Raw genomic sequence first — 24,918 nt, forward strand, 5'->3', positions numbered from 1 at the left:
CATTACAGGCCCGTCGGCGCAGCACCAAATCGGTTTCGACTCAGTGCCGATACGACCACTAATGTCGGCTTTCGTGAGTGTGATCGCGTCGTCCGCAGCCCACCGCCGGGTCCCGGTCGCGCTGGGCGTGTGCCTGGCGTCCTTCGCGGCGTTCTGGGCCGCACAGCGGGCGGCGCACGTGTCGCTGATCGACCTGATGGTGTACCGGGCCGAGGGCGCCACCGTGCGCGCCGGCGGAGATCTCTACGCGCTGCGCGCGACGGCCGCGCACCTGCCCACCACCTACCCGCCGTTCGCGGCCCTGCTGTTCACCCCGTTGTCCCTGCTGGACACGGAGGTCCTGCGCGTGCTGGCCACCGCCGGCAATCTCGCGCTGCTGGTGGTGTTCGTGCGGCTGTCGCTGAAACTCGTCGGCCACGCGCGCGTGGAGACCGTCTGGTGGGTCGCCGCGCCGGCCGTGTGGTGCGAGCCGGTGTGGACGACCCTGCGCTACGGCCAGATCAACCTGCTGCTGGCCGTCCTGGTGCTGTGGGATCTGACCCGTCGCCCCGCCGGCGGGTGCGACCGCTGGACGGGGGCGGGTCTCGGCCTGGCCGCCGCGGTGAAGCTGACGCCGGCGCTGTTCCCCGCGTTCCTGCTCGCCACCGGCCTCGTGGCCCGCCTGGCGGGCGGTGACGGGCGGCCGTGGCTGCGGCACGCGCGCGGGGCCGCTGCCGCGTTCTTGGGGGCGACCCTGCTGGCGGCGGCCCTCCTGCCGCGGGACTCCTGGCGGTTCTGGACGGACTTCGCGTTCCGCGCGAGCCGGGTCGGTCATGCCGAGGACACCGCCAACCAGGCCCTGCGCGGCGTCCTGGCCCGCCTCCTGTGCACGGGCGACCCGGGAGCGCTCTGGGCGGTCTGTGCGGCCCTGGTGGCCGTCCTGGGGCTGGCGCTGGCCGTACGGGCGGAGTTGCGGGGGCGGCGGGCCTGGGCGGTGTGCGCCTGCGCGGTGACCGCCCTGGTGGTCAGCCCGGTGTCCTGGACCCACCACTGGGTGTGGTGCGTGCCACTGGTGCTGCTGCTGTGGACGCGCGGGCACCGGGCGGCGGCCCTGGGCGCGCTGGTGGTCTTCTGCTCGTACGCCCCGTGGTGGGTGCCGCACGGATCCGGTCGGCCGGAACTGCACCTGGACGGCGCGGAATTGACGCTGTCCGCGCTCTACACAGGCGCCGGTGCGCTTTTCCTCGCACTGGCCCGGACATCGTTGCCGAGGACCGGGTCCGGTGCGATCGACGTCAGGCCGTCACGAACTGGTAGAACCTCTTGAGCGTGCAGTGCTCCTCGAGGAGCCGGCCGTAGATCGGCTCGCCCTCCAGTTCCCGGTACGTCTCGATGGGGTCGCCTTTTATGATCAGCGCCCGCGCGCATTCCTCGCACCAGTACTGGTAATCGGGATTGATCGGCTCCATGTCGCGGACGATCGGCGTACCGCTCCCGCACCAGTCGCACTTTCGCCGGTGTGCACCCATCGATCAGCTCCAGCTGTGGCCGCAGGCCGTGCACACGTAGGAGATTCCGCCATTGTCGCCGAGAACTTGCGCCACGTGCGCGGAACCGCAGGAAGGGCAGCTGAGCCGGGTGGTCGTGTCCTGTGTCAACGCCGCACCGAGGAGGTGGCCGACCTCCTCAAGGATGCTCGCAGGCATCGCTACTCCTCCCGTCGGGCCGCGCCCCCTTCCGGCCGTTTGATTCTGCCACGGCCGGAGCAATACGGTCAGCGACGCCTCAGTACCAGTCCGGACACGGCGCCCACCGCGGCCGTTCCGGCCAGTGCCCAGGCGCAGACCCAGAACGCCTCCGCAGAGGTGTACGGCCGCAGGACCCCGTATGACTCAAGCCGGTTCAGGAACAGTGTGCCGAAAGCCGCCACGCCGATGAGTTGACCGAGCTGCGTCACCGTCGCCAGCAGGCCGCTGGCGTCCGCCGCGTCCTCGGGCCGCACGGTGGCCAGCGCCCCGGTGAGCGTCGGGCTGAAGGCGAGCGCCAGTCCGGCACCCGTGCCCGCGTACCCCGCGTACAGGAGAGCTCCCCCGTCCCCGCCGCCGTGGAAGGCGAGCCCCACTACGGCGACGGACACCGCGGTGAGCGTGAACCCGGCCGGCGCGAGGGCCCGCTGCCAGGCGGCCGGCCACCTCCGCCAGGTCAGGCTGACGGCACCGAACACGGCCGCGGTCGGCACGAAGCTCAGTCCGGCCCGCAGCGCGCTGTAGCCGAGGCCGCCCTGGACGTGCAGGGTCAGCGCGAAGAGGAAGCCGGCGTTCACCGACATCACGGCGAGGATCCGGAAGACGGCCCGCCCGATCCCGGGGTGGCGCAGCACCCGCGGCCTGATGAGCGGGGCGCCACCGCGCCGGGCCAGCCGCGACTCGTAGCCGCAGAACAGGACGAACAGCACGACGGCCGCGGCCAGCGACAGCCAGGTCCACAGCGGCCAGTCCTCCTCCTGCCCGAGCACCAGCGGCACCGTCAGCAGTGACACGGCGGCGCCCAGCAGCACCAGTCCCGGCAGGTCCAGTGCCCGGACCCGCCGCCGCCCGGCCGTGACCCCCAGCGGCAGGACCCGCCGGCCCAGCACGAGCAGCAGCGCCCCGACCGGCACGTTGACCAGGAACACCGGCCGCCAGCCGGTGCCGAGGAGGTCGACGCTGACCAGCACTCCACCGGCGACCTGCCCGGCCGCCGCGCCGACGGCGAGGACGGCGGAGTAGGCGCCCAGCGCCCGGGCCCGGGCCTCGCCGGTGAAGGAGCGCTGGATCAGGCTGAGCACCTGCGGGATCATCAGCGCCGAGCCCAGGCCCTGCACGAGCCGGAACACGATCAGCCCGGTCGCGCCCTGCGCCAGTCCGCAGGCGAGCGAGGCCAGGGTGAACAGGGCCAGTCCGGCCAGGTGGACCCGGCCGTGGCCGAGCCGGTCGCCGAGCCGCGCCCCGGTGATCAGGAACACGGAGTAGGTGATGGTGTAGCCGGCGATCACCAGCTGGAGGTCGGCGCCCGAGGCGTGCAGGCCGGAACCGATCGACGGGGCCGCGACGTTCACGATGAAGACGTCGAGGGCCGCCATGAACAGGGCGGCGAGCAGCACACCGAGCAGCAGCCGGGGCCGGTTGTCAGTGGCGGGTGCTTCACTGTCGGTGACGGGTGAGGATGATCGGCCGACGGCCGGTTCGTCACTGTCAGTGGTGGATGGTTGACTGTAGGCGAGGGGCGAGGCGGGCTCGGAGCCCGGCCCGGGGGAGGTCGTCGTCATGGCGTCGAGCTTCGCGGCGGGCCGGTACCGGTGCCGAGTGCCCGCCGATGCTGGTAGTGCCAGCACCTGGCAGGGGCGGCTCCGGGCGCCGACGATCGATGGAGACGGGGACGACGGGGGCTGGACGATGGCGATGGGGACGAGGACACAGCGGCGCAGGCCGGAGCTGGCCACCTTTCTGCGCAGCAGGCGGGCCCGGGTGACACCGGCCGACGTGGGGATGCCGCCGGGCCTGCGGCGGCGTACGCCCGGTCTGCGCCGGGAGGAGGTCGCCCAGCTCTCGGGGGTGGGTGTGACCTGGTACACCTGGCTGGAGCAGGGCCGGCCGATCAACGCATCGCCGCAGGTGCTGGACGCGGTCGCGCGCACACTGCGACTCGACCCGCCGGAGCGGGAGCACCTGTACCGGCTGGCGGAGGTCCCGTTCGAGCCGGACCCGAAGGGCCTCGTCCGGCAGGTCGGCCCGGAGGTGCAGGGCGTCATCGACGCCCTCGACCCGATGATGGCGGTGGTCTACAACTCGCGGTACGACATCCTGGCGACCAACCCGGCCTACCGCGACCTGTTCCTGGGACAGGAGGCGCTCGGCGCCGGCCTGGGCCTGCCGAACGCGCTGTGGACGCTGTTCACGCTGCCGGAGGGGGTCTGCCCGCTGGTCCGCCGCGAGGAGGAGCTGCCGCTGATGGTGGCGACGCTGCGGTCGTCCTACGGCAGACACGTGGGCGAGCCGGCCTGGGAGGAGTACATACGCCGGCTGTCGGCGGCGAGTGACTGGTTCGCGCAGCTGTGGGCGAGCGGTGCGGTGGTGCCTCCGGGACCGCGGGTGAAGACGCTGCGGCACACGGCGGTGGGCGAGCTGCGGATGACCTCGCAGTCGCTGTCCATCGACGGGATGCCCGAATGCCGGATCGTCGTCTACACCCCGGTGGACGACGAGACGACGCGGAAGATGGCGCTGCTGCGGGAGCGGCGGGAGCGGCCGCGTCCGACGGCGGCCGAGGGAAGGGAGGCCGAGGAGGCCGTCCGCGGCTGACGGCGCCGGACACGTCCGACAGGCCCTGCCCGCGGCACACGGCCGGACACGAAAAATCCCGCCCCCTGCGGGGACGGGATTCTCATCACCGATCTTTGACAACTCAACAGAGTGTCGACCAGTGGAGCTAAGGAGAATTGAACTCCTGACCTCCTGCATGCCATGCAGGCGCTCTACCAACTGAGCTATAGCCCCTGGTGTTCTTCCCGCTCGGCGGGGCGAACAAGAAGAACTTTAGCCTGTGACCTGCCGGAAAGTGAAATCCGGGGTTCAGGACCCTCGGGACGGTCAGTCGTCGTCGCCGAGGACGGGCTCCGGGAGGGTGCCCGCGTTGTGCTCCAGCAGGCGCCAGCCGCGGGCGCCTTCGCCGAGCACCGACCAGCAGCAGTTGGAGAGGCCGCCGAGGCTCTCCCAGTGCCGGGCCTCCAGGCCGAGGAGCCGGCCGATGGTGGTGCGGATGGTGCCGCCGTGGCTGACGACGACGAGGGTGCCGTCCTCGGGCAGCTTCTCGGCGTGCCGAAGGACGACGGGGGCCGCGCGGTCGGCGACCTCCGTCTCCAGTTCGCCGCCGCCGCGGCGGACCGCCTCGCCGCGCTTCCACGCGGCGTACTCCTCGCCGTACCGGGCGATGATCTCCTCGTGCGTCAGCCCCTGCCAGACGCCCGCGTAGGTCTCGCGCAGGGCCTCGTCGCGGGTGACGTCGAGACCGGTGAGGGCGGCCAGCTCCGCGGCCGTGTGCGCGGCACGCCGGAGGTCCGAGGAGACGATGGCGTCGGGCCGCAGGGAGGCGAGCAGCCGGGCGGCGCGGCGCGCCTGGCCGAGGCCGGTCTCGGTCAGCTCGACGTCCGTGGTGCCCTGGAAGCGGCGCTCCACGTTCCAGGACGTCTGGCCGTGCCGCCACAGGATGATGCGGCGGCCCCGGCCCTTGCGGTCGGTCACCTCACCTGTGGCGCTCATCACCACTCCCCGCCCGGCTCCTGGTCGGCCTCGGCGGCCTGGAGCCGGGCGTGCTCCTCGGCCTTGCCACGGGTCGCCTTGGCGTCGGCGGGCAGTTCCAGCTCGGGGCAGTCCTTCCACAGCCGCTCCAGGGCGTAGAAGACCCGCTCCTCGCTGTGCTGCACGTGCACGACGATGTCGACGTAGTCGAGGAGGATCCAGCGGGACTCGCGGTCGCCCTCGCGGCGGACCGGCTTGGCGCCGAGTTCCTTCAGCAGGCGCTCTTCGATTTCGTCGACGATGGCCCTGACCTGGCGGTCGTTCGGCGCGGACGCCAGCAGGAAGGCGTCCGTGATCGACAGCACGTCGCTCACGTCGTAGGCGATGACGTCATGGGCGAGCTTGTCGGCCGCCGCCTGGGCGGCGGTGTTGATGAGCTCAAGGGAACGGTCGGTGGCGGTCACTACATGGCTTTCCGTCGGCGGACTTTTGCCCTCAAGGGTCTCACGGACGGCCCGGAGCACCCCACGTGATTACCGCGGCACGTGGGGTGGCCCCCGGCCGCACCCCGCAAGCGGAGGCGGCCGGCGGCCGGCCCGTGGTCAGGAGGACGACGGCTCGTAGTCGCGGCCGAGGACCACCGAGACGTCGGCGCCGGAGGAGACGGTGCCCTTGGTCACGGAGCCGGCGGGCAGGCCGAGGGTCTTGGCGACCTCGGAGGCGTTCGCCTTGTCGGCGGCGTCCGCGTAGATCACCTCGCTGGCGGCCCGGGTACCGGAGGCACTGCCGCCCTCCAGGAAGGTGAACCCGCCGTTGAGGAGTACGACCCGGGCCTTCTCGGTGTCGTCCTTCGCCCCGGTGGCGTTCTGCACGGAGACCCGGACCGCGGAGCCCGCGTCGGGGCTCTTGGCGGTGCCGCCCAGGATGTCCTTGACCACGCTGTCACCGGTCTGCGCGCTCAGCGTGCCGTCGGCCTGTACGGGCAGCAGGGCGGTCTTGTAGTCGCCGCTCTTGGCGAGGTCGGAGAGCTTGGCGAGGAAGGCGCCGAGGTCCTTGTCGGTGAGCGGCGGGTCGAGGATCTGCGCGAGGGTCTGCACGGTGGTGGTGGCCGACGACGGGTCGGAGGAGATCTTGCGCAGCACGCCCTGCATGACCTGGCCGAACCGCTCCAGCTGCGCGTTCTCGGACTCGCCGGACGCGCGGTAGGTGGCGTAGGCGACGGCCATCTTGCCGCTGAGGGTCTGGTCCCGGCCCTTGTGGACGAGCGGCGTGGTGCCCTTCGTCTTGGCATCGGGGTCGGGCACGTCGGTGTCGGTGTCGACCTCGATGTTGCCGACGAGTTCGACCAGGTTCTGCAGGTAGGGGGTGTCCAGCCGCCAGGTGCCCTGGATGCTGGTGCCGAGGACGGTGTCGAGCTGGTCGCGGGTGCCGGAGGCGCCGTCGTCGTCCACGGACTTGGCGAGGGTCGTGGTGGAGCCGTCGTCGCCGGTCAGCGCGAGGGAGTTGGGCAGCAGGACCGTGGTGCCCTGCTCGGTGGTGGTGTTGTCGACCAGCAGTGCCGTGGAGGTGCCGCCCTTGCCGGTGTTGTGCAGGTGGACGACGATCACGTCGCGTTTCTGGGCGGCGACCGGTGTGGCGGTGCCGCTCTCGCCGTCGGAGGAGGACAGCCCGGGCAGCTTTCCGGCGAACCAGAGGTAGCCGACACTGCCGACCGCGACCAGGGCGAGGACGACGAGGAGGGCGGTGATCCGGGCGCGGGCGCGACGGCGGGCCTCCTCGCGGCGCTCGGTGCGGTTCTCGGTGAACTTCAGCCAGTCGATGACGTCCTCGGAGTCGCCGTCCGGCTCCTCGACGAAGGCGAACTGCTCGGTGTGGTACTCCCCTCGTCCCGGGGCGGGCTCGGTCTCCTCGGGGGTGTGCGCGTCCTCCGCGGGGCCCGCCTGCTGCGGGATGTAGGCGGTCTGCCCGGCGGCCCGGGGCTGCTGCGCGCTGGTCGCCGCCTGCCCGTAGGGGTCGTGGCCGGCGGCGTCCTGGGTGCCGGTCCCGTAGGGGTCGTACGGGGCCGGGGAGCCGTAGGGGTCGTGGGCGGGATGCTGCCGGTCCGGGCCGTAGGAGGGCGCCGGGGCCTGCTGGCCGGTGGCGTAGAGGTCGTAGCCGTAGCCCTGCTGCTGGGCGTACGGGTCGTAGGCCGCCTGCTGGGCCTGCGCGGACGGCTGTGCCGGAGCCTGCTGTGCCGGGATCTGCCGGTACATGGGCCGGCCGTACTCGTCGTAGCCGACGAGTTCGTACGGTTCCGTTCCGTACCCCGCGTCGTATCGGTCGTTCACCGGTGCCCCTCTCGGCTCACTCGCCGCGGTACAGCTCGCGCTTGTCGATGTAGCGCACGACTCCGTCCGGCACCATGTACCAGATGGGGTCCCCCTTGGCGACTCTCGCGCGGCACTCCGTGGAGGAGATGGCGAGCGCCGGGACCTCGACGAGCGAGACGCCGCCCTCGGGCAGTCCCGGGTCGGTCAGGTGGTGGCCGGGACGGGTGACGCCGATGAAGTGCGCGAGGGAGAACAGCTCCTCCGAGTCGCGCCAGGTCAGCAGCTGGGCGAGGGCGTCGGCGCCGGTGATGAAGAAGAGGTCGGTGTCCGGGTTGAGGGCGCGCAGATCGCGCAGGGTGTCCACGGTGTAGGTGGGGCCGCCGCGGTCGATGTCGATGCGGCTGACGGAGAACTGCGGGTTCTCGGCGGTCGCGATGACCGTCATCAGGTAGCGGTCCTCGGCCGGGGAGACCTTGCGGTGGGACTTCTGCCACGGCTGGCCGGTGGGGACGAACACCACCTCGTCCAGCTGGAACTGCGCGGCGACCTCACTGGCCGCCACGAGGTGCCCGTGGTGGATCGGGTCGAAGGTTCCGCCCATGACGCCCAGGCGCCGCTTGCCCGTGTGGGCGGGGCCGTTGCCCGGTCCGTGCTGCGGGTGCTTCGCCGTGTCGCCGGCCGCCTCGTGCGCCGGACCGGTAGGCATGTCCTGCTCTCCCATGCGTGCAGACCCTACCGGCCCGGCTTCGGACGTCCGGCCGGGGACGGGTCCCCGTTCAGCGGTCGCGGTTGAAGCGGGTGGTGATCCACAGCAGGAGGAGGAGGATGATCAGGGCGCCGCCGCCGGTGACGGCCGGGTTCAGGCTGTTGTGGTTTCCGCCGTGCTCCTCGCCCTCGGCGGCGAGGGTGACCAACTGGGCTGCGGCGCTGTGGAAGCTCATCTTCGGCAGGACCTATCGCGTGTGGGCGGAATAAAGATGTCGGCTCATCGTAAGCGGGCGGGTCCGCGGCTATCACGCCGACTCCGCCGTTGGGGAGGAGGGGGCCCGGCGGGCCGGCCGCGGCGGGTGTCGTGACGCCGGCCGCGCGCGGGGAACCTTCCCCGCCCGTCAGTCGTCCTTCTTGTAGCCGCGCAGCAGGAACCAGGCGGTCAGAACACAGCCGAGCACCATCACGATCAGGACGACACGCAGCAGGTTTCCCGACCCGTGCTGCTGGACGGCCAGTGTGGCGGCCTCGGTCAGCCGGGCGGCTGCGGGGTGGTGCTCCATGGCGTGGACTCCTTCGGGTGTACTGCCCGTCCACGGTATCTCCGCCTAGGCTGGGCCCCGCCTCGGGGGCACACGTGGGCACTCACACGCACATGGGGGAAGACATGTCCGACGACGGCCACCGGCAGACGGGGCACGAGCGGGTGCCGAGCAGGCAGCGCAGGCGCTTCCCGGGGATCTCCTCGCGTGCCTACGAGCACCCGGCCGACCGCTCGGCCCTGGTCGCGCTGCGCAGGCTGAGCGGGTTCGACACCGTCTTCAAGGCGCTCAGCGGGCTGCTGCCGGAGCGGAGTCTCAGGCTGCTGTTCCTGTCCGACTCGGTGCGCGTCTCCGAGCGGCAGTTCCCGCACCTGCACGACATGCTGCTGGACGCCTGTTACATCCTGGACCTGGAGAAGGTCCCGCCGATGTACGTCACCCAGGACCCGCAGCCGAGCGCGATGTGCATCGGGCTGGACGAGCCGGTCATCGTGGTCAGTACGGGCCTGGTGGAGCTGCTCGACGAGGAGGAGATGCGGGCGGTCGTCGGGCACGAGGTGGGGCACGCGCTGTCCGGGCACGCGGTGTACCGCACGATCCTGCTCTTCCTGACGAGCCTGGCGCTGAAGGTCGCCTGGATCCCGCTGGGCAACTTCGCGATCATGGCGATCGTGACGGCGCTGCGGGAGTGGTTCCGCAAGTCGGAGCTGTCGGCGGACCGGGCGGGGCTGCTGGTGGGCCAGGACCTCCAGGCCTCGATGCGGGGGCTGATGAAGATCGCGGGTGGCAACCACCTGCACGAGATGAACGTGGACGCCTTCCTCGAGCAGGCCGAGGAGTACGAGTCCGGTGGGGATCTGCGCGACTCCGTGCTGAAGATCCTCAACGTGCTGCCGCGTTCGCACCCGTTCGCCACGATCCGGGCGGCCGAGCTGAAGAAGTGGGCCGAGTCCCGCGACCACCAGCGGCTGATGGACGGCCACTACCCGCGGCGCAGCGAGGACGGGGACACCTCCGTCAGCGACTCCTTCCGCGAGTCGGCGGCGAGCTACGCGAGCGATGTGAAGACGTCCAAGGACCCGCTGATGAAGCTGGTCACGGATCTGGCGGGCGGCGCGGGCGGCCTGGGCGGCCGGGTGCGGCGGGGCTTCGACGGCTTCAGGAGCGCGCCGCCGGCCGGGGGCGACGGTCGGGACCCGGACGGGGAGTGACCGCAGTGACCGCCGCCCCCGGGTCGCCGGATGACGTTCCGCGCGGCCGGCGACCGGGGCCGGCCGGCGACCGGGAGCGGATGGTGGAGGGCCACCCCGCCGCCTGGCGCCCGCGCGGCCGGCCGGCCGCCGGAGCCCTCCGCCCGGCTGCCGCTCACACCTTCGGCTGGGCGCTGGTGGACAGGGTTCCGCACAGGGCCGTGGCGCTGTCGGTCTCGTAGGGGTTGGTGCCCGCGGGGCCGCCCGACCTGGCCGTCTGGCCGGCCAGGAGGGGGCGGAGGTAGGCCGTGGCGTCCTCGGCGCAGGCGAGGGGGCCCGCCTGGACGTAGGACGTGGCCAGCTGGACCTGGCGGGTGCGCAGGTCGGCGTGGTCGAAGCGGAACGTCAGCTCGCGGCGGACCGTGAACAGGGAGGCGGGCGCGTCGGAGGCGGCGCCGGTGGGACGCAGGGCGTAGACGAAGGTGTGGTCGGCCGTGACCTCCAGCGTCGCGGAGTCGGTCTCGGCGGCTCGCAGGTCGCCGGAGACGCGGATCCTGTCGTCGGCCAGCTCGGCACGGGCGGGGTCGAAACGGACCATCCAGCCGGTGGGCGCGTGCCGGCCGTCCGCCGCCGGGTGGTCGAGGCTCCGGTCGAACTGGTCGAGCTGGTCCGGGTCGACCAGGGCGCGGGCGGGGTGCACGTCGCGGCCGGTGAGCACCTCGGGGTGGAGGGAGGAGCGGACGATGTAGTCCTTGGCGGTGGTGAGGGCGGTCACGACCTGGCTGTCGGAGAAGTGGGCGGTGCTGCGGGAGGCCGGCAGGGGTATGCCCTCGGCGCCGGTCTCGAACCGGGCGGCGGGGCTGTGTGCGTACAGCCGCTCGGCGTCGGTGGCGCCGGGCACCTTGCCCTGGGGGGCGAGTGGAATGACCGTCGTGCGCAGCGGCTCGACGGAGCGCCGGGCCTGCGGGGAGTCGTAGGGCTGGCGGAGGCCCATGTAGATCGCGGTGGTGAAGGCGATGGCGATGAGCGCGGCGAGGATCAGGGCCTGCCGGGTGAGCCCGCGGTGCAGGGGCGGGCGGCGGCGTACGGCGGGGGCGTGGTCGGCCATCCGCTCCTCGGCGGAGTACTCCCGGAGGCGGGCAGCACGGACGAACGACTCGTCGAAGACGACGGATCGGTATTCGTCCTCCGCACCGCCGGGGCCGCCCTCGGGTGTCCCCTCCGGTGGGTCTCCAGGCCCGCCCATACTTTCAGGGTAGGTCTCGGCAGCCCCGGGTAAACGCCCCGCCGGGCGACAACTTCTGACAGGTTCTCACCAAGAACGGGAGGCGGTGTTCAGGGGGAGGGCGGGATGGCCGAGACGGCCGGCCGGGAGTGTTCGGCGGAGGTGGCGGGAGACGACGCGCCGCCCTGTCCGAGGCCGGTCGAGGCGGGGGCGGGGACCCGGTCGCGGGTGCCCGAGGAGCTGCCGCGGTAGACGGCGGCGAAGGCCAGGGCCACCATGCCGATGCCCATCACGACGGCGAGGATCCAGGCCACGGGCCGGTGCCAGCGGACCTGCCTGCCGTAGGGCCCGTGGTGGTCGCCGAGGACGTAGGTGTCGTCCAGTTCGTCGTCGTCGTGATCTTGGCCGAATGCGGCGCTCTCGGGGCCGTAGCCGTCGTCGTAGCGCTCGCCTCGGGCGTGGGCGCGGCGGGCCTCCGCCTCGGATGCCTCGGCTCTGGCCTGGGCGGCGGCAAGGAGGCGTTCGACGGCGGTCGGCTCGTGGACCGTGGCCGCCCGTATGAAGGCCTCGTCGAAGACCACGGAGGCGAACTCTTCGTCCGACACCCCGCGGTCGTGGTCGTCGTCGGGCTCCCAGCCGTCCGGGAACGGCGTGCCCCCCACGTCCTCCGGCACGGATCCAGAGTAGACCTGGGGGGTCAATTTGGGCAGACGGTACGGAAATTCGTCTGCCTGGTGAGACGCCTTTCGGCCGTTCCGCCCCGCGCGGGCAGACACCGCCGAACGGGTGAACCTCAGCGGCGGACGTGCCCGTCGCCGGTGACGATGTACTTCGTGCTGGTCAGCTCCGGCAGGCCCATCGGCCCGCGGGCGTGCAGCTTCTGGGTGGAGATGCCGATCTCCGCGCCGAAGCCGAACTGGCCGCCGTCGGTGAAGCGGGTGGAGGCGTTCACGGCGACGGTGGTGGAGTCGACCAGCTGGGTGAAGCGGCGGGCGGCCTGCTGGGAGGTGGTGACGATGGCCTCGGTGTGGCCGGAGGTCCACAGCCGGATGTGCTCGACGGCCCTGTCGAGGGATTCCACGACGGCGGCGGCGATGTCGTAGGACAGGTACTCGGTCTCCCAGTCCTCGGGGGTCGCCTCGACCACGGTGGCCTTGGAGTCCTTGCCGTAGGCCATGACCCGCTCGTCGCCGTGGACGGTGACGCCGGCCTCGGCGAGGGCGTCCAGGGCGCGCGGCAGGAAGTCGGGGGCGATGTCCTGGTGGACCAGGAGGGTCTCGGCGGCGTTGCAGACGCTGACCCGCTGGGCCTTGGAGTTGATCAGGATCTCGATGGCCGTGTCGATGTCGGCCTGGGCGTCGACGTAGACGTGGCAGTTGCCGGTGCCGGTCTCGATCACGGGGACCGTGGACTCGTTGACCACGGTCCGGATCAGGGAGGCGCCGCCGCGCGGGATGAGGACGTCGACCAGGCCGCGGGCGCGCATCAGCTCGCGCACGGAGTCGCGGCTCTCGCCGGGGACGAGCTGGACGGCGTCGGCGGGCAGCCCGGCGCCGCCGACGGCGTCCCGGATCACCCGGACGAGCGCGGTGTTGGACTCGAAGGCGGAGGAGGATCCACGCAGCAGGACCGCGTTGCCGGACTTCAGGCAGAGGGCGGCGGCGTCGGCGGTGACGTTCGGGCGGGCCTCGTAGATGATGCCGACGACACCGAGCGGGACGCGGACCTGGCGCAGGTCGATGCCGTTGGGCAGGGTGGAACCGCGGACGACCTCGCCGACCGGGTCGGGCAGCCCCGCGACGTCGCGGACGTCGGAGGCGATGGCGCGGACCCGCTCGGGGGTGAGGGTGAGCCGGTCGACGATGGCCTCGCTGGTGCCGTTCTCCCGGGCCTTCGCCACGTCCTTGGCGTTGGCCTCGACGATCTCGGCGGTCCTGACCTCCAGGGCGTCGGCGATGGCGAGCAGCGCGTCGTCCTTCACGGCGCGCGGGAGCGGCGCGAGGTCGGCGGCGGCGGCCTTGGCCCGGTAGGCGGCCTGGGTGACCGGGGACATCGAGTCGTACGGCGAGAGCGTGGTCATGAGGGAAGCGTAGTGCGCGGGGCGCGGCGGTTCAGCGGTCGTCCCACACCCCGAGACACCTCAAAAGGGGTGAACTGCCGCGGCCGGGTCCACCGGCCCCTCCCGGGGCTCAACCCCTGAGCACGCCCGCCGCGAGCTCCCGCCCGCCCCGAGGCCCGGCCGGCCACTCACAAGGCCCGGCTCACCACTCCCGATACCCCCGCCCGCCGCGAGCCCGGGCTCGCCGGAGCGCGGCCGGGGTGGTCCGGGGGGTCAGAAGGGGTGGACTCCCACCGGTGTCGCCGGGGCGGGGCCGTAGCCCGCGGCGATGCGGTGGTGGTAGGTCTCGCGGTCGATGACCTCCAGACCGACGATCTCCCAGGGCGGCAGGCCGGCGCTCTGCCGGTGCTCGCCCCACAGGCGCAGCGCCACGGCGGCCGCGTCGTGCAGGTCGCGGGCCTCTTCCCAGTACCGGATCTCCGCGTGGTCGGTCGCGTATCTGCTGGTCAGCAGGAAGGGGTGGTCGTGGGCGAGCTGTTCCAGCGCCCGCCGCAGCTCGGGCAGGGGGACCTTCTTCCCGGAGACGCTGAGGGTGACGTGCCACAGCCTGGGCAGGCCCTTCGGCTCCTCGTAGGTGTCCCCGGCCGCGACGCTCGTCAGAGCACCGCGGGACGCCGCCCCAGGGCGCACTCGTCTCACGACGGCCTCCTTCACGCATGGCTCGCAGGACCCCTTGACGGAACCTGTCCCTTCAACTGTCCCCGACACAAAGTTGAGCAGGCCGCAGGGCTCCGCGTGGGGGTTTTACGGAACGTCCCCCACCGGGGGCGTTCCTTACGCCCTGTTTTACGAGTGGTTTTGCGAGAGTCAGGTGTGCAGGAGCACCAGGTCGTCCCTGTGTACGACCTCGCGTTCGTAGGCGGGCCCCAGCTCGCGCGCCAGCTCGCGGGTGGAACGGCCGAGCAGCCGGGGGATCTCCTTGGCGTCGAAGTTGACGAGCCCGCGGGCCACCGCGCGGCCCGCCGCGTCCCGCAGCTCGACGGGGTCGCCGGCGGCGAACTCGCCCTCCACGGCGGCGATGCCGGCGGGCAGCAGCGAGGTGCGCCGGTGCACGACCGCGTCCACCGCGCCGTCGTCCAGGATCAGCGCGCCCTGCGGGGTGGAGGCGTGCTGGAGCCAGAGCAGCCGGTCGGCGGAGCGCTTGCCGGTGGGGTGGAAGAAGGTGCCGGTGTCGCCGCCGGCCAGGGCTTCGGCCGCGTGGACGGCGCTGGTCAGCACCACCGGGATGCCGGCGGCGGCGGCGATCCGGGCGGCCTCCACCTTGGTGACCATGCCGCCGGTGCCCACGCCGGCCTTGCCCGCGCTGCCGATCTCGACGTCGGCGAGGTCCTCGGGGCCCCTCACCTCCGCTATGCGGGAGGTGCCGGGCCTGCTGGGGTCGCCGTCGTAGACGCCGTCGACGTCGGAGAGCAGGACGAGCAGATCGGCGTGGACGAGGTGGGCGACGAGGGCGGCGAGGCGGTCGTTGTCGCCGAAGCGGATCTCGTCCGTGGCGACGGTGTCGTTCTCGTTGACGATCGGGAACGCGCCCATCGCGAGCAGCTTGTCGAGGGTGCGGGAGGCGTTGCGGTGGTGGGCGCGGCGGCTCATGTCGTCGCTGGTGAGGAGGACTTGGCCGACGCGGACGCCGTAGCGGGCGAAGGAGGCGGTGTAGCGGGCCACGAGCAGGCCCTGGCCGACGCTGGCGGCGGCCTGCTGGCGGGCGAGGTCCTTGGGGCGGCGGCGCAGGCCGAGCGGGGCGAGGCCGGCGGCGATGGCACCGGAGGAGACGAGGACGATCTCCTTCTCCCCGCCGCTGCGGAGCTTGGCGAGGACGTCGACGAGCGCGTCGACGCGGTCGGCGTCCAGGCCGCCGGTGGCGGTGGTCAGGGACGAGGAGCCCACCTTGACGACGATCCTGCGGGCCTCGCCCACGGCCTGCCTTGCCCTTGCCACGGTGCCTTCCGTCCCCTCGCGCGTTCCGGCTGCCTCTGCGGCAATCTACGCGAAGTGGATCGGTCGGTGCGCGCCGGTCCACCTCGCGGACGGCGCGGCCGTAGCCGTTCGCTCACTGTTCGCATACGGCAAAAAGGTTGTGTCGGTTGCTTGTAGAAATTAAATCCTCTTCCAACATAAGTTGAACTTTGTGTCATCTACCGTTCGCCCTGCTCAACGCATTCTGCTGCGCTCCGGCAAGAGCCCGTTCGACGCGCTCTCCGTCGAGGAAGCCCTCCACCGGGACGTCATCGCCACCAACGCCGGCAACCTGATCTTCAGCGACGCCGCCCACAAGATCCTGTCGACGCCACAGACCGAGGTCGTCTCCAACGGCATCGGTACGGACCTGTCGGCGGCGGCCCGGATCAACGAGGAGTACGACGCCTTCGTCGTACCGCTCGCCAACGCCTTCCGGCCGTCCTTCGAAGGCCGGCTCAAGCGGCTGACCCGGCTGATCGGCAAGCTGCGGATCCCCGTCGTGGTGCTGGGCGTCGGCGCGCAGACCGGAGTGAGCTACGACCCGGCGCGGCTGAAGCCGATGGAGCAGTCCGTGCGCGAGTTCTGCGCGGCGGTGCTGGAGCGCAGCGCCTCGATCGGGGTGCGCGGTGAGTTCACCGAGCAGTACCTGCGGGACATGGGCTTCAACGACGTGGAGGTCATCGGCTGCCCGTCGCTGTTCCTGTACGGCCGTGAGCTCGACGTCCGCAAGCGGGTGCCCGAGCTGACGACGGACGCGCGGATCGCGGTGAACGGCTCGCACAGCGCGGTGCAGAAGCAGGGCCTGGACCGGATCATCACCCGCACCCACGCCCGCTACCCGAACCTGTGCTTCGTCGGGCAGAACCTGAGCGACGCGCGGCAGCTGCACTGGCGGGACCTCACGGACCCGAACGCCCGCGTGACGGCGATGCCGACGCACCCGGACCACCCGATGTACCGGGAGGGCAAGGTCCGGGTGTACGTCGACCCGGTCACCTGGATCGACGACCTGCGGTCCTTCGACTTCTCCTTCGGCTCCCGCATCCACGGCAACATCGCGGCGCTGCTCGCCGGGACGCCCGCCATGGTGCTGTGCGGGGACTCGCGCACGCTGGAGCTGTGCCGCTACTTCGAGATCCCGCACCGCCGGCTGGACCAGGTCGCGAAGGACCCGGAGTCGGCGGACCCGGCCCGGCTGTACGCGGAGACGGATCTGAGCGGGCTGGTCGGGGGCCACGCGGAGCGCTTCGACCGGTTCGTGGGTTTCCTGGACAAGAACGGGCTGCGCAACACCTTCACGCATGGGGACGGGGGTGCGGCCTTCGACGAGAGGATGCGGTCGCTTCCGTTCCCGCCGGGTATCCGGCCGTGGAACGACACCGATCTCACGTCGCTGAGCACCCGTTTCGGCTGGCTGCACAGCCAGGTGACCGAACTGAGCCAGGACAACGCCCGGTTGCGGCGGGAGCTGGCGAAGACGCAGAAGGTCAAGCAGAAGGCGGCGGCGGTGGTGCCGGCCCCCGCCGCGTCCGTCTACCGGCGCGCGCGGCGCGTGGTGGGCCGGCCGCTGCGGCGGGCGCTCCAGTCGGGCAAGCAGTAGCGCGGACGCCGGGCCGGACGAGCGGACCGGACGGACCGGCCGGCCCGGCGCCTCAGGTGGCCGCCGTTCCGAAGCCCTTGGTGCGCAGGATCCGCCGGAGCTTGCGCAGGGCGCGGCGCGGCAGGGAGTTGGCGGCCGCCTCCCGGTAGCCCTCGAAGACGCGGGCCTCGCGGGCCTCGGCGAGGAAGATCTCGTCGGGGATGCCGGCCGTCTTGGACCGGAAGTGCGGGTAGACGAGGTAGAGCCGGGTTCCGCGCTTCTCCAGGACGGCGGCGGCCTGCTTCTTCGCCTTGACGAACTTGACGACGTCCAGCAGGAGATCGGCCCGCTGCATGGCCACCAGGTGCAGCCGCAGCCGCTCGTGGACCTTGAGGCGGCGGGCCACGCCGGGCGTCCAGTAGGCCTCCATCAGCGGCTTGGCCAGCTCGAACTTGTGCCGCCGCACCTCTTCGGTGTCGGTGAGGAACTTGGGCCCGAACTGCGGCAGCAGCGTGATGAGGAAGGGCCGGACCATGAGCAGGTCGCGCTTGTCGCCGGCCGGGACCATGTCGGAGATCAGCTTCATCAGGGCCCGCGCGGAGTCGAAGCGCAGGGTGTAGGAGCCGGTCTTGGTGACGTGCTTGCCGTCGTCGCGGCCGACCAGGTAGTAGCACGTGTAGTCGGCGATCACCGAGACGCCGTCCGCGCGCAGGTACGCCTCCAGCGTGAACAGGGCGTCCTCGCCGGTGAAGAGCGACTCGTCGAACCGCATGCCGTGCCGCTCCAGCAGGGCGCGGCGGAACAGCTTCTGCGCACTCAGCGTGAACTTGATGTTGGAGGAGAAGACGTCGGTCCGGCCGAGCGTCTTGCCCCACATGGACTTGGGGGCGGTGCGGTTGACGCCCTCGACGCGGCCGAGGACGACGTCCGTGCCGTTCTCGTCGGCCATGGCGACCATGCGCTCCAGTGCCTCGGGGCCGAGCCGGTCGTCGGCGTCGAGGAAGAAGACGTACCGCCCGGACGCCTTGCCGAGGCCCACGTTGCGGGGGCCGCTGGGGCCGCCGGAGTTCTCCTGGCGGACGACGGTGACCGGCATGGCGGCGCGGGCCGCGAACTCCTCCAGGCACTCCCCCGTGCCGTCCGTCGAGCCGTCGTCGACCGCTATGACCTCCACGCGTGCCGGGTCGATGGTCTGCGCCTCGACGGATGCCAGGCATTCGACCAGGTACGGCATCGCTTCGTACGCCCCGATGATCACGCTGACATCAGGCTGCGCCACGACGGTCACTCTTCCCCCTCGCCACGGAATATTTCCCCCGTATCGCCTCAATCGCAATTTGTTAGACGGGTACACAGGGAAAGGGGTTGCCTCACCCTGGGTAATGAGTGGTGCACGTCACATAACCGTACGCGTACGAGGCAGGAGCCGCCCGGCAACGGACGGAGCAGGGCACGGCGGGAGCGGGGCATGGTGGGAGCGGGGCACGGTGGGAGCGGGGCGCCGTAGGGCAAAACATGACGAAGGCCCCCGAGGAGGTGCTCCTCGGGGGCCCGTGGCGCGCGGCGGGACGGTCAGCCCGCGCTCACGCCGTCCGTCTCCCCGGCCGACGCGGCGCGCTGGCCCGGTACCGCGTTGGTCAGCTCGGCCGTCTCGGCGGGGTCGGCGTTGGCCGCGCCCACCCGGGACTCCTGGCCGACGTTGCGGGCCTCGGCCTTGAGGGCGAGGTCGGCGACCGCGGCGTTGAACTGGTCGATCGACGCCGGCTCGTCCGGACCGAGCAGGTACTGCTTGAGCTCCTTGCGGGCGTCCGCGAGCGGGTCGGCGGACGGGTCGCGTACGGCGTCCAGCAGGCCGCCCAGTTCACCCGCGTCGTTGGAGAGGATCACCGCGGCGCGCACGGCGGTGTTCTGCCGCCTGAACTCCTCGTGACCGAGTTCGCCGGAGTCGGTGACCGCGTACGGCTTGCCGCTGGCGATGAAGTCGGAGACCACGGAGGAGATGTCGGAGACCATCGCGTCCGAGACATTGAAGCAGTCGTACAGGCGCGGCTGGGCACCCTTGATGACGCGGTGCTCGTACGTCGGGAAGGAGCGCCAGTAGGCGGCGTTCCACTCGGCGCGCAGCCGGGCGATCTCCTCGTGCTTGTGCACGTCCACGATGCCGTCGCGGGTGGCCTCGGCCTCGTCGCGCCTGGTGCCGCCGGAGCCGGCCAGCTCGGCGAGCCGGGCCTCGATCCGGGCCAGTTCGGCCCTGGCCTGGTCCATGGCGGCGGTGTCGGCGGTGAAGCGGGGGTCGGCGGCGCGCTCGGCGGCGGCCTTCTCGACCAGGGCGGTGATCCGCTTGTGGGCGGCGCCCGCCTCCTTGCTGACGGTGCCGGTGAACGGGTGCGGCTTGTACAGGACGCGGACCGGCGGGTCGGCCGTCACCAGGCGGGTGACGATGTTCTCGCCGGCGAGGACGATCGAGGTGTTGCCCGGGTTGCCGTCCCAGCCCTCCCAGGTCGGCGCGTACAGGACGGTCGGGATGCGGTCCTCGGGCACGCCCTGCCAGGTCTGGATGGGCGCGAGCTGCGGGCGGCCGACCTCCACGATGTCGTCGTCGCGGACGCCGACGTCGGCGATGGCGTAGCGGTCCCGGCCGGCGCGGCCGGCGGTCCACACCTCGTCGTAGACCTTGCTGTACGGGTTGACGCTGGCGAGCTTGTCGCTGTCGCCGTGGCCGATGAAGACGTGCTTGATGGTGGGCACGCGCAGCATGTGGATGTTCTTGCCGACGTTGGCCGCGTACAGGGCCACGCGCACGGTCGACAGGTCCATGTTCATCAGGTGCACCCCTCCGGGCACGCAGATGACGGGGACCGTGGTGGGCGCCAGGTTGTTCAGGATGGCGCGCTCGCGCAGGATGATCAGCGGCCGGGTCTCCAGCTGCTCCATCGTCTCCAGCCACATGTTGACCTGGTAGGCGGAGTCCTTGGAGCCGGAGAAGTACAGCACGGTCTCGGGCCGGTAGGCGGCGAGCCAGTCGTCCACGGCGGCGAGGACGACGTCGGCGCGCGGCGGGATCCTCTTGCCCCGGACGTACGGCAGCAGGCGCAGGACGTAGCCGATGCCCAGGCCGACGGTGAGGCCGATGCCGAAGAAGCCGAAGCCGGCCGACTCCAGCTGGGCGGCAACGAGGATGCCGACGACCGCGAACAGGTCGAGGTGGAGCATCTTCTCCGCGGAGCGGTGCAGCAGCCGGCGCGGCGGGGAGTCCGGGATCCGGATGCGGGACTTGAGGTCGACGTTGCGGGTGGCGACCGGCATCCGGCGGCGGTTGCGGATCAGGGTGACCAGGGCGCCGTGCGGGGCCTGGAGGCCGTAGAAGGCGATGAAGCAGGCGACCGCGCCGTAGAAGATCAGGTCGTCCGAGAGGGACAGGCGGGCGAGCAGCAGGATCAGCAGCAGCTGGCGGATCAGGAAGCGTATCGACAGACCCGCCCGGACCTTGCTGAGGCGGTTGATCAGGTAGCTGCCCTTGCGGTGCAGATAGTGGTCCGCCAGGTACGTCACGGCGGCCACGGCCGCGAAGGCGGGAATGCTCGGGACGAGCGCGGCCAGCATGAGCGCCGGGAAGCCCAGCATCACGAGGGCCGCCGCGGCCAGCTCGGCCGCGCTGCCCACCCGGGCGACGCGAATAGCGGTGGATATCACGGAGAAACCTGCTCTGGGAGGGGGGACTGCCGGTTTTGTACACAAATGCCGGGAGAGGCCGGAAAGAGGGCGGGGTACGGATTCAGGCCCCTGCGAATACCCGGTGAACGAGTACCCACAGAGGCCTGAATTCCAAAACCTTGATTACTTCCGATTATTACACGTCGGCCTGACGGTCCAGCACGGTGGCCAGCGCCTGCTCGAAGCCGGACGCCTTGGCCGCGCCGGCGGTCGGGTCCTGCTGGCGGACGTCGATGACGTGCCCGGTCAGCTCCGACAGCAGCACGTCGAGGGAGGTGCGGGCCACGGCCTCGGAGGACAGCAGGCTGCCCGCGGGCTCCTGGCCGAAGGCCTTGGTGCGCATCGGGGTGGCGGTGCGCTCCGGGTTGATGCAGTTGACGCGGATGCCGTCGCCGGCCCACTCGTCGGACAGCGCCTGGGTGAGGTTCACCATGGCGGCCTTGGTGGAGGAGTACAGGGAGTACTCGGCGCGGCCGCGGGTGTAGCTGCTGGAGGTGTAGAGCAGCAGCTGGCCCTTGGTCTCGGCCAGGTACTTGTAGGAGGAGCGCGCGATCTGCACCGGGGCGAGGTAGTTGACCTTCAGCGCCTCCTCGATGGTGGCGTTGTCGGTCTCGGCGAGCTTGCCGATGCGCAGCACGCCCGCGGTGTTGACGACGTAGTCGATCCGGCCGGTCTCCGCGTACGCCTTGGACAGCGCGTCGTCGACCTCCTCCGGGTTCTCCACGTGGGTGCCGGTGGTGGAGCGGCCCAGCGCGTAGACGTTCGCGCCGTAGGAACCGGCGAGTTCGGCGATGTCCTTGCCGATGCCGTAGGAGCCGCCGAAGATGACGACGGTCTTGCCGGTGAGGAGTTCGCGGTAGACCTCCTCGCCCTTCTGTTCGGGCGCGGCGGTGGAGGCGAGCTGGAACAGCTTGTCGGCGATGAAGACGTCGACCGGCTGGGTCACCTTCATGTTGTACTCGTCGCCCGCGACGACGTGGATCGGCACGTCCGGCAGGTACTTGAGGACCACCGAGCAGTCGTCCGTGGCCTGGAAGTTGGGGTCGCCGGCGGCGACCTCGTAGGCGCGGCGGATCGTGGACAGCTTGAAGGCCTGCGGGGTCTGGCCGCGGCGCAGGCGGGAGCGGTCCGGGATCTCGGTGATGAACTCGCCGTCCTCGCCGTGCGTGCGCGTGACGATGATGGTGTCCGCGGACGGGATGGCGACGTCCACGGCCTGGTAGCGCTCCAGGGCGGTCACGCAGTCGTCGATGACGCGCTGCGAGAGCAGCGGGCGCACGGCGTCGTGGAAGAGGACGTTGACGTCCTCGCCCTCGGCCAGGCCCTCGCCGAGGGCGGAGATGGCGCGCTCGGTGGTCTCGTTCCGGGTCGAGCCGCCCTCGATGATCTTCTTCACCTTGGTGAAGCCGGCCTTGGCGACGATCTTCTCGACGTCCGGTACGTAGCCCGGGGCCATCAGCACGATGATGTCGTCGATCGAGTCGGCCTTCTCGAAGGTCGTCAGGGTGTGCTCGATGACTGCCTTGCCGGCGATCTTCAGCAGCTGCTTGGGGATCGACAGACCCACCCGCTGGCCGGTGCCACCGGCCAGGATCACTGCGGTGGTTCGGGGCTTGGCTATGTGCTGGGACACAGGCTGACCTACCTTGGGGCGACAGGGAACCGTGAAATGGTCCCACTTCGGGTAACCGCAGTGCAAGGTGAGCGACGTCCCATGCATATGTGCGCGCTACCTGTCATTCACCTTGCACTCCTGGTGATTGGCGGCGGGCGGTGTGAACCCCCGTGAATTTGCTGTGAGTAAGTCCACAGGCCGCCGGTGAACCGGGGTCAGCGCCGCCGCAGCCGCTTGAGACGGCGGTGCCCGAGCACCCGCACGAGCTCCTTCGACGGCGTCTGGTGCACCCCGCGCTCCGGCCCCTCGGGTACGGCGGACAGCAGCGCCGGGTCACCAAGCACGCGGACGCCCGGCCCGGTGATCCGCTCCGCCGCCCCGGCGCCGATCGCGGCCGCCGCCTCGGCCGCCCGGCGGGGCGTGGGGATCTTCACGTCCCCGGCCGCGGGGCTGCACGTGTTCTTCATATGCGGCACCGCGCCGCCCCGCACGAGACGGGAATACAGCGCGTCCGGGAGACCATTGCCACGGAATTCCACATTAAGATTCCGCAGCATTTCGGTCTCGGCCAGGGTGAGGGACCGATTCGCGGTGTCCGGGACCGGCTGGAGGAGATTGCCCGGCAGGCCGAGCAGCGCCTCGAAGGCGCGCGGCAGCCCGCCGCGGTCGCGGTCGTCCGCCACGGCCACGGTCGTCCGCCACGGCCACGGTGACCCGCCCGGCGCCGACCGCCCGGGCCCAGCGCCCGACCAGCCGGCCGTGCCGGTGCCGCCACCGCAAGCTGGGGCTGGGCTTCTCGTACGGCGGCTTGCGCAGCATGTGCTCCAGCCGGTCCGCGTAGCCCCTGCGCAGCCCGTTCTGCACCTACTGCTGCCACGGCGAGGGCATGATCCTCGCGAGCGGGCGCGGCGTGACCACGATGTGCACCCGGTCCCCGCCGGGCTGCGCCAGCGGACGGCAGGAGCCCTGCCCGAGACGGGGCCGGGAGGAGCCTGGGACCCGGATGAGTCCCAGGCTCCCGCGGGTCTCACACGAGCCGGACGCCCGGCTCGTCGGACTCCACCCGCAGCCGGGCCAGGGTGCTCGCCGTCGCCTGCGGCTTCAGCACCGTGTCGACGACCCGGACCCGGGCGTCGATGCCGTCGCGGCGGATGTCGAACAGGTGGTAGCCGCGGTGGGCGTCGATCAGCTTCCAGTGCGGGTTGTCCGCCTTCAGCGGGTCCCACTGCTTGTGGAAGGCGTCCTGGTCCTGGTCGCCGCTGCTGGAGATGGAGGTGCCGACGAACTCGGCGCCCACGACGTCGGAGTCCGGGTCGGCGTAGTCCGTCCTGAGGTCGCTGATCATCGTCAGGTGGCGGTCGCCGCTGAGCACGACCGGGTTGCGGATGTCGGCGAACTCCTCCAGCAGGGCGTTGCGCTCGGCCTGGTAGCCGTCCCAGGCGTCGTAGTACCAGAGCTTGCCGTCGCCGGGCAGCAGGTCGGTCTCGGCCATCATGATCTGCGAGGCGATGAGGTTCCAGCGGGCCGGGGAGTCGTACAGCCCGTCGAGCAGCCACTGCTTCTGCCCGGCGCCGAGCATGGTCTGCGTGGGCGCCTCGGCGCCCTCCTGGGTGGTGGCCTGGTCGCTGCGGTACTGCCGGGTGTCGAGGACGTTGAGCCGGGCGAGCCGGCCGAACTCCAGCCGGCGGTACATCTGGATGTGCGGGCCGTTCGGGATCGCGCTGGCGCGCACCGGCATGTGCTCGTAGTACGCCTGGAAGGCGGCTGTCATCCGGGTGACGAACTTGTCGTGCGGCTGCTTGTCCGGGTCCTGCGGTATCTCGCCGGCCCAGTCGTTGTCCACCTCGTGGTCGTCGAAGGTCACCACCCAGGGGGCGTTGGCGTGCATCGCGGCGAGGTCGGGGTCGGTGCGGTACTGGGCGTACCGGTTGCGGTACTGCGCGAGGGTGTACGGCTCGCCCTTGCCCTCGTGCCGGCGGACGGCGGTGGCGGACGGTCCGGACTCGTAGATGTAGTCACCGACGAACAGGACGACGTCGGGGTCCTGGGCGAGCATGTCCGCGTACGGCGTGAAGTAGCCGTGCTGCCAGTTCTGGCAGGAGGCGAGGGCGACGCGCAGCGAGCCGCCCCGCTGGTGCGGGTGGGGCGCGGTGCGGGTGCGGCCGGTGGGCGAGAGCTGGCCGCCGGCCCGGAAGCGGTACCAGTACGGGCGGTCCGGGCGCAGGCCACGGACGTCGGCGTGGACGCTGTGGCCGAGTTCGGGGCGGGCCTGGGCGGTGCCCCGGCGGGCGATCCGGTGGAACCGCTCGTCCTCCGCGATCTCCCACTCCACGGGGAAGACCGCGTCGGGCATGCCGCCGCCGTTCAGCGGGTCCGGCGCGAGTCTGGTCCACAGCACGATGCCGTCGGGCAGTGGATCGCCGGAGGTGACGCCGAGGGTGAACACCCCGTCGGGCAGCGGGGTGTCGGCGGCGCGGGCGGTGCCGGGCAGCCACAGCTGCGCGGAGGCGGCGGCGCCGAGCAGGGCGGCCCCTGCGGTCAGAAAGCGGCGGCGGTCGGGCGATGGTGCGGTCATGCGCTGACTCCCTTGCCACAGTGGCCACTTGGGCTGGTCTGTCGGACATTCGGAAGTTCCCACGGCCGGACGGTCCGCCTGCTGAACGAAGCCCATCGCGAGCATGACAAATGAGCAGACAACAGAAGACC

23 protein-coding genes and 1 tRNA gene are annotated in these 24,918 nt (G+C 71.5%); 4 read left to right on the plus strand and 20 right to left on the minus strand.

Annotated features, from left to right (window positions below; all coding sequences use genetic code 11):
• The first annotated feature begins 61 nt into the window (after nt 1-61).
• Nucleotides 62-1,306 carry a glycosyltransferase 87 family protein gene (locus ABZ576_RS03130; protein WP_360735154.1) on the plus strand — a complete coding sequence of 415 codons (1,245 nt, stop codon included), beginning with the start codon at nt 62-64 and terminating at the stop codon, nt 1,304-1,306.
• Here ABZ576_RS03130 and ABZ576_RS03135 read toward each other — a convergent pair.
• The 3 genes from ABZ576_RS03135 to ABZ576_RS03145 all read right to left on the minus strand — a co-directional run bounded on the left by ABZ576_RS03135 (nt 1,275) and on the right by ABZ576_RS03145 (nt 3,118).
• Nucleotides 1,275-1,508: a hypothetical protein gene (locus ABZ576_RS03135; RefSeq protein WP_030653820.1), complete on the minus strand. Its 234-nt coding sequence runs from the start codon at nt 1,506-1,508 to the stop codon at nt 1,275-1,277. The two genes, ABZ576_RS03130 and ABZ576_RS03135, sit on opposite strands and share 32 nt — an antisense overlap.
• Before the next feature lie 3 nt (nt 1,509-1,511).
• Nucleotides 1,512-1,685: a hypothetical protein gene (locus ABZ576_RS03140; RefSeq protein ID WP_360735156.1), complete on the minus strand. Its 174-nt coding sequence runs from the start codon at nt 1,683-1,685 to the stop codon at nt 1,512-1,514.
• A 68-nt stretch (nt 1,686-1,753) separates the two neighbouring features.
• Nucleotides 1,754-3,118 carry an MFS transporter gene (locus tag ABZ576_RS03145; RefSeq protein ID WP_360735517.1) on the minus strand — a complete coding sequence of 455 codons (1,365 nt, stop codon included), beginning with the start codon at nt 3,116-3,118 and terminating at the stop codon, nt 1,754-1,756.
• A gap of 301 nt (nt 3,119-3,419) precedes the next feature.
• On the opposite strand from ABZ576_RS03145, the gene ABZ576_RS03150 reads away from it, so the two are divergent.
• Nucleotides 3,420-4,319, plus strand: coding sequence for a helix-turn-helix transcriptional regulator (locus ABZ576_RS03150; protein ID WP_360735158.1), 900 nt, complete (start codon nt 3,420-3,422; stop codon nt 4,317-4,319).
• Nucleotides 4,320-4,441: 122 nt separating this feature from the next.
• On the opposite strand, the gene ABZ576_RS03155 is transcribed toward ABZ576_RS03150, so the two are convergent.
• The 7 genes from ABZ576_RS03155 to ABZ576_RS03185 form a co-directional block, all read right to left on the minus strand.
• Nucleotides 4,442-4,514: transfer RNA gene (locus tag ABZ576_RS03155), tRNA-Ala, on the minus strand.
• Between the two features lie 93 nt (nt 4,515-4,607).
• The gene (locus ABZ576_RS03160) at nt 4,608-5,276 is read right to left on the minus strand and encodes a histidine phosphatase family protein (RefSeq protein WP_360735160.1); all 669 of its coding nucleotides are present in this window, start codon (nt 5,274-5,276) and stop codon (nt 4,608-4,610) included.
• Nucleotides 5,276-5,719: a ribosome silencing factor gene (gene rsfS, locus ABZ576_RS03165; RefSeq protein WP_360735162.1), complete on the minus strand. Its 444-nt coding sequence runs from the start codon at nt 5,717-5,719 to the stop codon at nt 5,276-5,278. The genes ABZ576_RS03160 and rsfS overlap by 1 nt, the downstream gene beginning before the upstream one ends.
• A 138-nt stretch (nt 5,720-5,857) precedes the next feature.
• The gene (locus tag ABZ576_RS03170; protein WP_360735164.1) at nt 5,858-7,582 is read right to left on the minus strand and encodes an LCP family protein; all 1,725 of its coding nucleotides are present in this window, start codon (nt 7,580-7,582) and stop codon (nt 5,858-5,860) included.
• A 16-nt stretch (nt 7,583-7,598) separates the two neighbouring features.
• Nucleotides 7,599-8,285 carry a nicotinate-nucleotide adenylyltransferase gene (gene nadD / locus ABZ576_RS03175; RefSeq protein ID WP_360735166.1) on the minus strand — a complete coding sequence of 229 codons (687 nt, stop codon included), beginning with the start codon at nt 8,283-8,285 and terminating at the stop codon, nt 7,599-7,601.
• A 55-nt stretch (nt 8,286-8,340) separates the two neighbouring features.
• A complete protein-coding gene (locus ABZ576_RS03180; protein ID WP_190013708.1) occupies nt 8,341-8,505 on the minus strand; it encodes a hypothetical protein in 165 nt (54 codons plus the stop codon).
• Nucleotides 8,506-8,673: 168 nt separating this feature from the next.
• Nucleotides 8,674-8,835, minus strand: a complete 162-nt coding sequence (locus ABZ576_RS03185; RefSeq protein WP_360735168.1) for a hypothetical protein — start codon at nt 8,833-8,835, stop codon at nt 8,674-8,676.
• A gap of 104 nt (nt 8,836-8,939) precedes the next feature.
• On the opposite strand from ABZ576_RS03185, the gene ABZ576_RS03190 reads away from it, so the two are divergent.
• Nucleotides 8,940-10,025, plus strand: coding sequence for a M48 family metallopeptidase (locus tag ABZ576_RS03190; RefSeq protein ID WP_360735170.1), 1,086 nt, complete (start codon nt 8,940-8,942; stop codon nt 10,023-10,025).
• 154 nt (nt 10,026-10,179) lie between these two features.
• Here ABZ576_RS03190 and ABZ576_RS03195 read toward each other — a convergent pair whose 3' ends face one another.
• The 5 genes from ABZ576_RS03195 to proB all read right to left on the minus strand — a co-directional run bounded on the left by ABZ576_RS03195 (nt 10,180) and on the right by proB (nt 15,262).
• On the minus strand, nt 10,180-11,250 hold the full coding sequence (locus ABZ576_RS03195) for a hypothetical protein (protein ID WP_360735172.1): 1,071 nt from the start codon (nt 11,248-11,250) through the stop codon (nt 10,180-10,182).
• An 89-nt stretch (nt 11,251-11,339) separates the two neighbouring features.
• Nucleotides 11,340-11,930: a hypothetical protein gene (locus ABZ576_RS03200; protein WP_360735174.1), complete on the minus strand. Its 591-nt coding sequence runs from the start codon at nt 11,928-11,930 to the stop codon at nt 11,340-11,342.
• Between the two features lie 92 nt (nt 11,931-12,022).
• Nucleotides 12,023-13,309 carry a glutamate-5-semialdehyde dehydrogenase gene (locus ABZ576_RS03205; RefSeq protein ID WP_360735176.1) on the minus strand — a complete coding sequence of 429 codons (1,287 nt, stop codon included), beginning with the start codon at nt 13,307-13,309 and terminating at the stop codon, nt 12,023-12,025.
• 252 nt (nt 13,310-13,561) lie between these two features.
• Nucleotides 13,562-13,987 carry a hypothetical protein gene (locus ABZ576_RS03210; protein WP_360735178.1) on the minus strand — a complete coding sequence of 142 codons (426 nt, stop codon included), beginning with the start codon at nt 13,985-13,987 and terminating at the stop codon, nt 13,562-13,564.
• Between the two features lie 168 nt (nt 13,988-14,155).
• The gene (proB, locus tag ABZ576_RS03215; protein ID WP_360735519.1) at nt 14,156-15,262 is read right to left on the minus strand and encodes a glutamate 5-kinase; all 1,107 of its coding nucleotides are present in this window, start codon (nt 15,260-15,262) and stop codon (nt 14,156-14,158) included.
• A 211-nt stretch (nt 15,263-15,473) separates the two neighbouring features.
• Here proB and ABZ576_RS03220 point away from each other — a divergent pair, with 211 nt between their 5' ends.
• Nucleotides 15,474-16,904, plus strand: coding sequence for a polysaccharide pyruvyl transferase family protein (locus ABZ576_RS03220; RefSeq protein WP_360735180.1), 1,431 nt, complete (start codon nt 15,474-15,476; stop codon nt 16,902-16,904).
• Nucleotides 16,905-16,956: 52 nt separating this feature from the next.
• Here ABZ576_RS03220 and ABZ576_RS03225 read toward each other — a convergent pair whose 3' ends face one another.
• The 5 genes from ABZ576_RS03225 to ABZ576_RS03245 all read right to left on the minus strand — a co-directional run bounded on the left by ABZ576_RS03225 (nt 16,957) and on the right by ABZ576_RS03245 (nt 24,787).
• The gene (locus ABZ576_RS03225) at nt 16,957-18,117 is read right to left on the minus strand and encodes a glycosyltransferase (protein WP_360735521.1); all 1,161 of its coding nucleotides are present in this window, start codon (nt 18,115-18,117) and stop codon (nt 16,957-16,959) included.
• A gap of 338 nt (nt 18,118-18,455) precedes the next feature.
• On the minus strand, nt 18,456-20,576 hold the full coding sequence (locus tag ABZ576_RS03230) for a hypothetical protein (protein WP_360735182.1): 2,121 nt from the start codon (nt 20,574-20,576) through the stop codon (nt 18,456-18,458).
• Between the two features lie 157 nt (nt 20,577-20,733).
• The gene (locus tag ABZ576_RS03235; protein ID WP_360735184.1) at nt 20,734-22,230 is read right to left on the minus strand and encodes a bifunctional cytidylyltransferase/SDR family oxidoreductase; all 1,497 of its coding nucleotides are present in this window, start codon (nt 22,228-22,230) and stop codon (nt 20,734-20,736) included.
• 197 nt (nt 22,231-22,427) lie between these two features.
• On the minus strand, nt 22,428-22,895 hold the full coding sequence (locus ABZ576_RS03240; RefSeq protein ID WP_360735186.1) for a hypothetical protein: 468 nt from the start codon (nt 22,893-22,895) through the stop codon (nt 22,428-22,430).
• A gap of 344 nt (nt 22,896-23,239) precedes the next feature.
• Nucleotides 23,240-24,787, minus strand: coding sequence for an alkaline phosphatase D family protein (locus ABZ576_RS03245; protein ID WP_360735188.1), 1,548 nt, complete (start codon nt 24,785-24,787; stop codon nt 23,240-23,242).
• Between the last annotated feature and the right edge of the window lie 131 nt (nt 24,788-24,918).

The sequence above is a fragment of the Streptomyces sp. NPDC013455 genome (assembly GCF_040632975.1).
GTDB lineage: Bacteria > Actinomycetota > Actinomycetes > Streptomycetales > Streptomycetaceae > Streptomyces.

Excerpts from the sequence above, each read along its gene's own strand:
- ABZ576_RS03205 (WP_360735176.1), bottom strand. The coding sequence starts at position 13,309 with ATGACCACGCTCTCGCCGTACGACTCGATGTCCCCGGTCACCCAGGCC.
- ABZ576_RS03180 (WP_190013708.1), bottom strand. The coding sequence starts at position 8,505 with ATGAGCTTCCACAGCGCCGCAGCCCAGTTGGTCACCCTCGCCGCCGAG.
- nadD (WP_360735166.1), bottom strand. The coding sequence starts at position 8,285 with ATGGGAGAGCAGGACATGCCTACCGGTCCGGCGCACGAGGCGGCCGGC.
- ABZ576_RS03160 (WP_360735160.1), bottom strand. The coding sequence starts at position 5,276 with ATGAGCGCCACAGGTGAGGTGACCGACCGCAAGGGCCGGGGCCGCCGC.
- ABZ576_RS03130 (WP_360735154.1), top strand. The coding sequence starts at position 62 with ATGTCGGCTTTCGTGAGTGTGATCGCGTCGTCCGCAGCCCACCGCCGG.
- ABZ576_RS03135 (WP_030653820.1), bottom strand. The coding sequence starts at position 1,508 with ATGGGTGCACACCGGCGAAAGTGCGACTGGTGCGGGAGCGGTACGCCG.
- ABZ576_RS03150 (WP_360735158.1), top strand. The coding sequence starts at position 3,420 with ATGGGGACGAGGACACAGCGGCGCAGGCCGGAGCTGGCCACCTTTCTG.
- ABZ576_RS03190 (WP_360735170.1), top strand. The coding sequence starts at position 8,940 with ATGTCCGACGACGGCCACCGGCAGACGGGGCACGAGCGGGTGCCGAGC.
- ABZ576_RS03195 (WP_360735172.1), bottom strand. The coding sequence starts at position 11,250 with ATGGGCGGGCCTGGAGACCCACCGGAGGGGACACCCGAGGGCGGCCCC.
- ABZ576_RS03245 (WP_360735188.1), bottom strand. The coding sequence starts at position 24,787 with ATGACCGCACCATCGCCCGACCGCCGCCGCTTTCTGACCGCAGGGGCC.
- ABZ576_RS03140 (WP_360735156.1), bottom strand. The coding sequence starts at position 1,685 with ATGCCTGCGAGCATCCTTGAGGAGGTCGGCCACCTCCTCGGTGCGGCG.
- ABZ576_RS03185 (WP_360735168.1), bottom strand. The coding sequence starts at position 8,835 with ATGGAGCACCACCCCGCAGCCGCCCGGCTGACCGAGGCCGCCACACTG.
- ABZ576_RS03225 (WP_360735521.1), bottom strand. The coding sequence starts at position 18,117 with ATGCCGTACCTGGTCGAATGCCTGGCATCCGTCGAGGCGCAGACCATC.